This window comes from Mycobacterium sp. NGS39 (genome assembly GCF_059812765.1).
This window is the reverse complement of the sequence record NZ_JCALDH010000018.1, coordinates 45,246-51,245: the sequence shown is the minus strand read 5'-3', so window position 1 is coordinate 51,245 and position 6,000 is coordinate 45,246. Positions and strand designations below refer to the sequence as shown.

Here is a 6,000-nt window from a genome sequence, read left to right as displayed (position 1 = left end):
AAAGAATCACCCGAAACCGAAACGTCAAGCATCAGCCGAGGTAACACACAATCGCTTGTGCCCCCGGCAGGATTCGAACCTGCGACACCGGCTTTAGGAGAGCCGTGCTCTATCCCCTGAGCTACGAGGGCCGATCGGCTCGCAGCTTACCGGCCCAACGTCAGCGCAACTCCGCGATCACCTTCGAGAACGCCTCCGCGTGGTGCTCCTGCACGGTGAAGTACGTCAGCGAGTAGGTGTCGCGGTACCGCCGAAGCGTGTCGGCGATGTCGCGCGGCGTCCCCGCCAGCACACCGGGCAGCTTCCGCAGCTCATCGTCGGACAGCTCAGGCGAATACCTGCGGGCCAGCCGCAGGTCGGGCTCGCCGCTCGAGTCGCGCGGTACCGCGATGATCGCCAGGTTGCACTCGATGTCGTCGAACCGGTCGCCGGCCACCCCGCGCACAAACTCCACGCGCTCGCCGAGCGGATCGGCCGCCACCCCGCCCGGCCGGCCACCGGCGATGCCGATGACGTGGGCGTGGTGCGCCGCGATCGTCAGCACCCGGTCGCCCGCGCCGGCAATCAGCAACGGGACATCGGGCAGGTGCTCACGCATGTAGGCCGTCATGTGCGCCAGGTAGTCGACCCGCTGCCCGGCAGTCGGAAACGGCAACTCGGCGGCCTCGAACTCTTCGCGGACGTAGCCGGTGCCCAGCCCGAGTTCGAATCGGCCGTCGCTGAGCATGTCTACGGCGGCGGCGTCGCGGGCGAGCAGCGCGGGTTTGTAGAACCCGGCGTTCAGCACGAACGTGCCGAGCCGGATCGTCGTCACCTCGGCCGCCGAGACCAGCGCGGGAAACGGAGCCGGCGCACCCAGATGATCGGGCACCTGGAGAATGTCGTAGCCAAGGTCCTCGGCGCGGCGAGCGGTCTCCTGCCACGCCGACCGCGAGCCCTTCGGCAACAACCCGATGCCGAACCGGAAGTCTTTGGCCATCGACAGCGATGCTATGCGAGCACCGGCTGTCAGCCGCGCGGCGACTCCGAAGGCGGCTTGCAGCACAACGCCAGCAGCGCGATGTGGGCGCCCGGGGCGTCCTGCGGATAGCCGGACCGCATCCACTGGGCCGCCTTGCCGACCGGCGCCAACGGTCTGGCGATCATCCGTGCGGGTGCCGCCAGATACTCCGCTGTCTTGCTCATCGGTCTGTTCATCCTGCTTGCCCAGCTGCGTCGGTGGTCTCTAGAAGATGTCCCCATTGTCGGCGCGCGACCGCCATTGCGCCAGGGTGTGACGGCTCGCGGCCCTCGGCGAGCTCGACCAGCGCCTGCGCGACCCGCAGCGCCGGCACCACGTACTGCCGCGACGTCGCAACGATTTCGTCGAAGGCATCTTCGACCGGGCACCGCCGCAACGCTAAAAGCACGCCTTCGGCCCGATGCAACATCGGAGCGTCGGCCGCTCGGTCAATGGGTCGTCGATGCGACGTGCTGATCATGACGACGTGTTCCCGCGCGCTGAACCCGCTAAAACCAATGGGCTCAGGCATTTTTGGCGCGGCTGGCGGTGAACGCGACCGTCACCTCGTCGGCCACCTTCAGCGTGCCCATGAAGAGCGAGTACGGCTTGACGCCGAAGTCGGTTTGGCGCAGCTGCACTTGGGCCGACATCTGCCATGCCTCGCCGAGATCCGCCACGCTGACGTCGACGGTCTGCGGGCGCGCGGTGCCGTGAATCTCCACGGTCCCGGTGAGTCGGTAGCCGTCAGATATCTTGGCGACGTCCTCGGACCGGAACGTGATCGTCGGGAATCGGTCGCGCTCGAGTGACTTGAACGCGTTCGAGCGGACGACGGCCTTCTCCGGTCCGGACAGCGGCGTCAACCCGCCTTCGCCGTGCAGCACCTCGAGGGAGTCGACGTCGACGTCGAGCTCGACAGCGGTGGGCTGGTCGCCCGTCCACGTGACGGTGCCCCGCCAACTGGTCATCGCGATGGTCAGCCGGTGACCCACGCGCGACGCCCGCCCGGTGACACCGGTCTTGATCAGAAGCTCGCCGTCGGACGCGTCCAGCCGCCACAGGTCAACGCTCACGGCGCTGCGGTGCCCAGCTTCACCTTCGTCGTCTTGGTGGCTCCCGACGGGTCGGTGTAGGTGAGCGTGACGATGTCGCCGGGCGCCTTCGAACGCACGGCGGCCACCAACGCGTCGGCGCCGTCGATGACCCGGTCGTCGAGCTTGGTGACCACCGCGCCGACGGGAAGGCCCGCCGAGGCTGCGGAGCCGCCGCTGACCACCTCGACGATCTGCGCCCCGTGGGTGTCGGCGTTGCTGGTGACCCGCACACCCAGCGACGCGCGCGACGCCTTGCCGGTGGTGATGAGCTGGTCGGCGATGCGCTTGGCCTGATCCACCGGGATCGCGAAGCCCAGCCCGATCGACCCGGCCTTCGCGTCGGCACTCGACGTGTCGCCGATTGTCGCGATCGCCGAGTTCACGCCGATGAGGTCGCCGTTCATGTTCACCAGCGCTCCGCCCGAGTTGCCGGGGTTGATCGCCGCGTCGGTCTGGATCGCGTCGAGCACGGTGTTCTGGTTGTCCGCGTCACCCACCGTCGACACCGGCCGGTTCAGCGCGCTGATGATGCCCGCCGTCACGGTGCTGTTGAGCCCGAGCGGCGACCCGACTGCCACCACGCTCTGGCCCACCCGAAGGTCCGCCGACGAGCCCAGGGTGATCGGGTTCAGTCCCGACATGTTCTTCGCGCGCACGACCGCGATGTCACTGGTCGGGTCTGCGCCGACGATCGTGAACGGCGCGGTGCGGCCGTCGTTGAAGGTGGCGGTGGTGTCGGCGCCGGCGCGTCCGCTCTGTGCTGCACCCGGGACCGAGACGACGTGGTTGTTGGTCAGGATCAGGCCGTTGGGGTCGAGGATGATTCCGGAGCCCTCGGCGAACGCATTGCCGAGCTTGGTCTCGAGCTTCACCACGCTGGGCACCACCTTGGCCGCCACCTGCTCCACCGACCCGGTCTGCAAGCGGGCCGGCGGCTGGCCGCTGTTGGTGGCGGTGGTCATGGTGCTCAACCGCGAATGCGGCGACGAGACCGTCAATGCCACGCCGCCTCCGATCGCAGCCGAAATGACCGACAGCACAACGGCTCCCGCGAAGATCAGCCCGGCACGGGACCGCTTCGGCGCAGCCGGCTGGGCCGGTGGCAACACCGCGGTGTGCGCATAGGCCACGCGCTGGGGCGGATACATGGGATGGCCGTACGGCTGCTGATAGCGCGTGCGCGGATCCGGGTATGGCGGGCGCTGCGGGTACCGCGGGTCGTAGGTCATCTCGTGCGTCCTCTTCGTCTGCCTGGCCGCGCGCCGCCGGTCACTTCACACACGGCGCTTGGTCGTTGGTCATGCGGGTGAGGTCGGTGGGTGCGGGAGTTCGGGTCCCGGCCGCCGTGGCCGACACCGTGGCGACCGTACTGGTCGGCGATGTCGTGCTGGTGGCGGTTGTGCTGCTTTCAGTGCTTGGGGTGCTTCCGGTTTCACTGTCTATCAGGAAATCGTCGCTCGGGAAGTCCGTGCCTACGGTCAGCTGCACCGTGTCGCGGGCCAGGCCGCTCGACGGGGTGGCGGTCAGGTTGAGCTGACGGGCCAGTGCCTCGGCGGCCGGCCCGGCGCCGGGCCCGTAGGTGATGGTGCTCTCGTCGCTGACGCTGTCGGCCGTCGTCACTTCACCGGCGGTGAATCCCCGGTCGACGAACGTGTTCTCCAGTTTCGTGGCCAGCCCCTTGTAGTCGGAGGCGTTGACCACGTTGAGCACCACGCCGCTGGCCGCGGACAGCGCCTCGTTGGCGGTCGACGGCGGGGTGGTGGCGCTGCCCGTCGACGAGGTGTTCGCGGTGGGGGGGCCGACGAGGTCGCGCACGATCGCACGGATCATCGGCACGTCGACGGTGTTCACGTCCTCGCCGGCGGAATCCTGGGTGAAGCTGCTGATCGGCAGCGTGTACAGCGAGACCCCCCGGTCGGTGAACGCCGAGGCGTGCTGAATGAAGCTCGAGATGTCCAGGCTCGAGTCGACGGCGATGTTCTGCCGTGCCACGTCCAGCAACCGGTGCAGGTCGCTGGGACTCGACAGCGATCCGCCGTGACGCAGTGCGTTCAGCAAGGACACGATGAACGCCTGCTGTCTACGGGTGCGGTCCAGATCGGTGAACATCTCGTCGTTGACGTCGCGGCGCTGCCGCACGAACGCCATCGCCTGCGCCGCGTCGATCTGCTGCACGCCCTTGTGGAAGTCGGCGCCGGAGAAGTTGTCGTAGGTGTCTTCGTTCAGGCACACCGTGATCGGCTGCACCACCTGCGCGATCTGGAAGAACGCGGCCAGCGTGACCTCGATGAAGTGGTCGATCGGGATGCCCAGCAGGTTGCGCACCGTGCTGATCTGCGCCTTGCGGCCGGCTTCGCGGGCTTTCTGCTCGTTTGCGGTTGGATCACCGGACGCGTCCAGCTTGTCCATCACCCGCTGATAGGCGAACCCGTAGGCCTGCTTGACCTTGCCTTTGCACTGGCAACCGGCGAGGTCGACGTAGTCGTCGCGGGGGATCGAGATCGCGGTGATGGGCGCGGTGCCGGCCGGGATGTGCACCACGATCAGCACGTTGGCGTTGTAGCCACCCGCTGTCTCGTCGCCGGCATGCAGCGCGTCGTACATCTCCTGCGGCAACGGCCGGCCGTGCTGGTCGAGGCGGCTGTCGAGGCCCATGATCAGAATGTTCTGGTCGCCGCCGGTGGAGGCCGGCGCGCCCTCCAGCGCCTGCGAGACCGTGATCCCGCCGAACAGGTTGCGGTTGCCCGCCCACGCCATTCCGGTGATCACCACAATCACCACCGCCGCCAGCGCGGTGACCAGCTGGGCCGCGACGAGCAGCGGGCGCCGCGCCGACCGGGCGGGCAACCGGTGGCGTGGCGCCGACGAGCGAGGTCGGGCCTCCCGACCCCGGAAGCGGTGCGCCGGGCTGCTCATGATTACCAGGCATTATCCCTGACCGGGGCTGACCCCGCCTGCGTCGCGTGACCCAGCGCACAGCCCGTCGACCGCGCCGTCCGGCACGACGATTCGTCAGCGGCGCGGGGCGAAGCGAAAAGGCTTGCGGCTCAAGACAAGTCGCCGGTGAGGTAATGCTGCAGTGCGGGTGCCACCGCGTCGACAAGGGTATTGACGTCCATCGAGTGGATGGGTTCTGAGCGGACCGCGTAGCGCATGATTCCCAGGCCCACCACCTGCGACGCACACAGCGACGCCCGCAGTTTGACTCTGTCGACGCCCAGCCGCTTCAGCAGCGGGCTGAAGACCGGTACCGTCAGGCTCTTCTCGACGATGTCCACGGTCTTGGCCAGTCCCGTCGTCGCCACGGCACTGGCTGCGAACGGGCCACCGCCCGCCAGATCCCAGGTGGTGAACAACATGAAAAGCGTTTGCCGCCCCGACTGATTCACGCTTCCGGTGACGATCCGCTCGATGAACTCCTTGGTGGACAAAGGCAGCCGTAGCAACCGTGCCACCGGATCGCCGGGTTTACGTGACGGCTGTTCGGCTCCCATCAGGCCAGAATCGCTTGTCGGGCCGGGCTCGTCAACGACCGGGTCAACGGCGCGCCTGCATGTCGAGTACGACGTTGTCGCCGTTGATGCTCTTGACGGTGACGTCCACCCGGTACGCCTGGCTTTTGACCGTCATTTCGCAAACCACGGTCGCCCCGACGCTCGGGCGCAGATTGTCCGGGCACGACACGGATTCCGGTTTGCTGCCCGCCCATTCCTTCTCGCGGATCTGGTTGGCGACGTCCTCTTTGGTGACGGTCTTGGGCTGAGAAGAACAGCCGCCGACCGCAGGCAGCAAACCGGCGAGCACGCAAGAAATGATTGCTGGCGCAACCGATTTCGCCACCCCGCGCCTCCGTATCCGATCGCCAAGTGCGCCCACTATGACACGAGCGTCCCAAAAGTGTGC

General features: G+C 67.7%; 8 protein-coding genes and 1 tRNA gene. All 9 read right to left on the bottom strand.

Going from position 1 to position 6,000, the window contains the following annotated elements:
- Nucleotides 1-58 precede the first annotated feature (58 nt).
- The 9 genes from AC5Y39_RS20525 to AC5Y39_RS20485 all read right to left on the bottom strand — a co-directional run bounded on the left by AC5Y39_RS20525 (nucleotide 59) and on the right by AC5Y39_RS20485 (nucleotide 5,901).
- Nucleotides 59-131: transfer RNA gene (locus AC5Y39_RS20525), tRNA-Arg, on the bottom strand.
- Nucleotides 132-160: 29 nt separating this feature from the next.
- Nucleotides 161-979 (bottom strand): LLM class F420-dependent oxidoreductase, encoded by an 819-nt coding sequence (locus tag AC5Y39_RS20520; protein WP_500019524.1) that lies wholly within the window; start codon nucleotides 977-979, stop codon nucleotides 161-163.
- A gap of 29 nt (nucleotides 980-1,008) precedes the next feature.
- Nucleotides 1,009-1,185, bottom strand: coding sequence for a hypothetical protein (locus AC5Y39_RS20515; protein WP_499906609.1), 177 nt, complete (start codon nucleotides 1,183-1,185; stop codon nucleotides 1,009-1,011).
- A gap of 8 nt (nucleotides 1,186-1,193) precedes the next feature.
- Nucleotides 1,194-1,427, bottom strand: coding sequence for an ANTAR domain-containing protein (locus tag AC5Y39_RS20510; protein ID WP_500019522.1), 234 nt, complete (start codon nucleotides 1,425-1,427; stop codon nucleotides 1,194-1,196).
- A gap of 97 nt (nucleotides 1,428-1,524) precedes the next feature.
- Complete coding sequence (locus AC5Y39_RS20505; protein WP_500019520.1) at nucleotides 1,525-2,076, bottom strand: YceI family protein; 552 nt, start codon at nucleotides 2,074-2,076, stop codon at nucleotides 1,525-1,527.
- Entirely contained in the window at nucleotides 2,073-3,326 is a 1,254-nt protein-coding gene (locus AC5Y39_RS20500) for a S1C family serine protease (protein WP_500019518.1), read from the bottom strand. The genes AC5Y39_RS20505 and AC5Y39_RS20500 overlap by 4 nt, the downstream gene beginning before the upstream one ends.
- A 40-nt stretch (nucleotides 3,327-3,366) precedes the next feature.
- Nucleotides 3,367-5,013, bottom strand: a complete 1,647-nt coding sequence (locus tag AC5Y39_RS20495) for an LCP family protein (RefSeq protein ID WP_500019516.1) — start codon at nucleotides 5,011-5,013, stop codon at nucleotides 3,367-3,369.
- 131 nt (nucleotides 5,014-5,144) lie between these two features.
- Nucleotides 5,145-5,591: a TetR/AcrR family transcriptional regulator gene (locus tag AC5Y39_RS20490; protein WP_500019514.1), complete on the bottom strand. Its 447-nt coding sequence runs from the start codon at nucleotides 5,589-5,591 to the stop codon at nucleotides 5,145-5,147.
- 43 nt (nucleotides 5,592-5,634) lie between these two features.
- A complete protein-coding gene (locus AC5Y39_RS20485) occupies nucleotides 5,635-5,901 on the bottom strand; it encodes a DUF4333 domain-containing protein (RefSeq protein WP_500019512.1) in 267 nt (88 codons plus the stop codon).
- Nucleotides 5,902-6,000 lie beyond the last annotated feature (99 nt).

Bases quoted from the DNA above. Each gene is read 5' to 3' on its own strand.
- AC5Y39_RS20500 (WP_500019518.1), bottom strand. From the start codon at position 3,326: ATGACCTACGACCCGCGGTACCCGCAGCGCCCGCCATACCCGGATCCG.
- AC5Y39_RS20495 (WP_500019516.1), bottom strand. From the start codon at position 5,013: ATGAGCAGCCCGGCGCACCGCTTCCGGGGTCGGGAGGCCCGACCTCGC.
- AC5Y39_RS20515 (WP_499906609.1), bottom strand. From the start codon at position 1,185: ATGAGCAAGACAGCGGAGTATCTGGCGGCACCCGCACGGATGATCGCC.
- AC5Y39_RS20490 (WP_500019514.1), bottom strand. From the start codon at position 5,591: ATGGGAGCCGAACAGCCGTCACGTAAACCCGGCGATCCGGTGGCACGG.
- AC5Y39_RS20520 (WP_500019524.1), bottom strand. From the start codon at position 979: ATGGCCAAAGACTTCCGGTTCGGCATCGGGTTGTTGCCGAAGGGCTCG.